Raw genomic sequence first — 3,059 nt, forward strand, 5'->3', positions numbered from 1 at the left:
GGACTATTAGTTATTATTTCAGGAGTTATTCTTTATTGGATTAGTAATCTTCCGAAGCTTAATATATTTATGAATAGTTTACTAGCAATATTTATAATTGTTAGTGGTTATATACTATGGAAGTGGGAAAAAAAGGAAACAGAACCGATTCTGCCAATCAGTCTGTTAAAGAATATGTCTTACATTACGAAAAACTTAATTATGGTGTTGGTCTACGCTTTTGCTATCGGATATAGTATTTACGCTCCAATGTGGGCGCAGGTTGTATTAGGAACTAGTGCAACTATGGCAGGTGGGACACAGATTTTTAGTTCTATCGCAGTTATGTTAGCAACGAGATTCTCTGCTAAATTTATAAGTAAATGGTCATTTGAAAAACTTATAAATATAGGTTTTATGGCGATGTCTGTTTCAGTATTTATGATGGCCTTTGCTCCAATAGGTGTTTCTTATTACTATATTTCGATTAGTGGTGCTTTCCTTGGACTCGGTCATGGTTTGATTTTTCCATCAGCGCAAGTAGCATTTCAAGAAGTCGTACCTAAAGAACAACTTAATATAGCTACTACTTTTAGCTTGTTATTAAGAACATTAGGCCAAACTCTTATGGCATCAATTTATGGTTTAGTATATGCTAGCCAAGTTAATGGCATTAACAGTATAGAACACTCATATCAAGGATTACATATAATCTTTATTATTTCAGTTGTTGCAGTTATATTTGGATGGATAATGAACAAAATTACTTGGAAATTATAATAACAATTTTCTTTTTACATACATTAAAATAATAGATTAAAATAAACAAACAGTCTGTAAACCATAATGATTTACAGACTTGTTTTTTTATCTTTTGATTAGTTTTAATAATTTTCTTCTTAGTGGTAATCCGTAGTTGTACATTAAATTGAATACATGAGAGATTACTAAATCGAACTCTCCATAGTATTCTATGATATTTGGAGCGAATTTTGATTTGAAACCAAGTAGACTGTCGTTTAAATCTCCTTCGATTCCACCCATAGAAACTTCTTTAACACCCATTTCCTGGGCTTTTTTCATTGTATCAGAAAAGACCTTATATTGTGCAGGAAGTTTCGCGAAATCTTCATTCATACCAGCGTAAATAATTTCTGCGTGGTTACCATAAGCGATAGTAATCGCAGCACTTATAACTTGATCCTTGCTCTTATCTTCGATCTCTAAGCTATCAAATAAAACGATTAGCTTTTCAATTCCGGCTACTTGCTCAAGAAGAGTACGTTTTTTCTTCGGTGATTTTTCTCCAAGAGCTTCAATTTCATCTTCAATAGTTTCTTTTCTAGAATGACATTCTTTTACAGCTTTTTCTACATTTATATATGAAATGTACAATAAAGCATTGTCTCCAAAAGTATCTAGTAAGTTTTCGAAATACTCACGCCCGCGAAGAGAGATGTTTTTTCTTTTTTCAGTACAAGCTAGGGCGAAAAGGAAGTCATCAAGATTCTCTTTACCACAACGTCTAACTTCAACGAATTTTTTCTCTGCATCACGAATTAAGCGACGTGTATCTTTTGGGAAAAAATCAGGGACTTCTTGTTCAAGTTTCGTAACTGTGTTAAAACGTGGTTGGATAGTACTGCTCATATCAAGGCTGAAACCTTTGTGCTTATAACCATTCTCCTTGAATACTTTAATAAGACTGTTGTTCTCTCTATCTACCTCAACATCCTTAAACACTGCTAACTTCTCATCTTTTATCGCAGTAGGGATATCTAATTTAACCATTTTAGCACCTTTGTCTTTGGCGAATTTTTTAAGGTTAGTTAAAAAGAAATTAAGGAGCTCGGTATTAGTATAATCAAGAATTGGACCACGTGGAGCATACCATAATCCTTGACGAGTTAGAATCTGTACAGCAGCTACAATATTGTCATTTTCATCTGCGACAGCTACTCTTACAGCCCCCCAAGTATTTTTAATGTGCGACCATTCGATAGCTTGCATCATATTACCATGTTTGTGATTTTTTATAAATTCAGTATATTTTTCATCGTTAATATTTGTTAAAAATTTCATTATTCAATAATCCTTTAACTAAAGTACACTTAATCATAACAAATTATAGTAGAAAAATCAATTTTTAGAAGAAATGAGAGATAAATCGGTTAATTACACTTTAATTTCTTACTGGAACTTACTTTGGGAATTTATTAATAATTTAATTAAAATATTTACAAGCGTCTGCAAAACCTATATAATATTTATAAAGAATAAAAAAAGGAAGTAATTGCGATGAACATGAATACATTGTACATTATGCTAGGATTTGTATTTGTCTATGCGATGATTTCTAACGCAAGAGATAAGATAAAAAAGCGTGATGAAAAGAGTAAAGAAGCATTTGAAAGACTTCAAACACCAGCATATAAAAAAGAGTTAGAAAAGGTTATAAACTTAAGTCAAGACGATGCATTTAATATTGCAGCATTAAGAAAAGCATACTTTTTAAATGGAAAAGATGCAAAAAAACTAATAGAAATTTTTAAAAAAGATAGATAGGAAAAAAGAAACTCAACAAATCGACTTTTATGAATTGAACTGTTGGGTTTCTTGTATTTACTGATTATTTTCCTTCGATTGTAATCATCCATACTTCACTACGAGCTGTAGTTTTGAAAGGTGGGCCCCAGAAACCATAACCCGCAGAAGTGAAGAAATGTTTACCATTAATTTTCGCGTAGCCATGATCTAGGGTGTAAACTACATCTGTGATGAAGTTTAACGGCCATAGTTGTCCACGATGAGTATGCCCAGAGAGTTGAACATCTATAGGCAATGTAGCATGATAATCAACAGCATCCGGTTGATGATCGACAAGTACGATAGTCTTATTTAAATCAACACTCTTAAGAAGTTCGGCGGTATCTAATCTATCACGACTAACACTCTTATCTTTACGACCCACTAATGTAATATCATTATTAAGTGTGATAGTTTCATCAAATAATGGTATTATACCAGTTTTTTTAACTTCATCGACTATTTCTAGTGCATCATGGTCGTGATTCCCCATC

At 32.4% G+C, this 3,059-nt stretch carries 3 protein-coding genes and 1 pseudogene; 2 read left to right on the forward strand and 2 right to left on the reverse strand.

Annotated elements, in window-relative coordinates; all coding sequences use genetic code 11:
* On the forward strand, positions 1–759 hold a 759-nt coding region (locus RWN11_RS07985; protein ID WP_314161209.1), incomplete at its 5' end, for an MFS transporter.
* 87 nt (positions 760–846) lie between these two features.
* Here the strand turns inward: RWN11_RS07985 and RWN11_RS07990 are convergent.
* Positions 847–2,061 (reverse strand): peptidoglycan bridge formation glycyltransferase FemA/FemB family protein, encoded by a 1,215-nt coding sequence (locus RWN11_RS07990; protein ID WP_314161210.1) that lies wholly within the window; start codon positions 2,059–2,061, stop codon positions 847–849.
* Positions 2,062–2,277: 216 nt separating this feature from the next.
* On the opposite strand from RWN11_RS07990, the gene RWN11_RS07995 reads away from it, so the two are divergent.
* The gene (locus tag RWN11_RS07995) at positions 2,278–2,544 is read left to right on the forward strand and encodes a hypothetical protein (protein ID WP_314161211.1); all 267 of its coding nucleotides are present in this window, start codon (positions 2,278–2,280) and stop codon (positions 2,542–2,544) included.
* Positions 2,545–2,608: 64 nt separating this feature from the next.
* Here the strand turns inward: RWN11_RS07995 and RWN11_RS08000 are convergent.
* A pseudogene (locus RWN11_RS08000) lies at positions 2,609–3,059 on the reverse strand (metallophosphoesterase); the annotation flags it as partial.

Origin of the sequence: uncultured Gemella sp., assembly GCF_963519265.1 — a bacterium.
Lineage (GTDB): Bacteria > Bacillota > Bacilli > Staphylococcales > Gemellaceae > Gemella.

Coding starts and splice junctions, on each gene's coding strand:
- RWN11_RS07990 (WP_314161210.1), bottom strand. CDS start 2,061: ATGAAATTTTTAACAAATATTAACGATGAAAAATATACTGAATTTATA.
- RWN11_RS07995 (WP_314161211.1), top strand. CDS start 2,278: ATGAACATGAATACATTGTACATTATGCTAGGATTTGTATTTGTCTAT.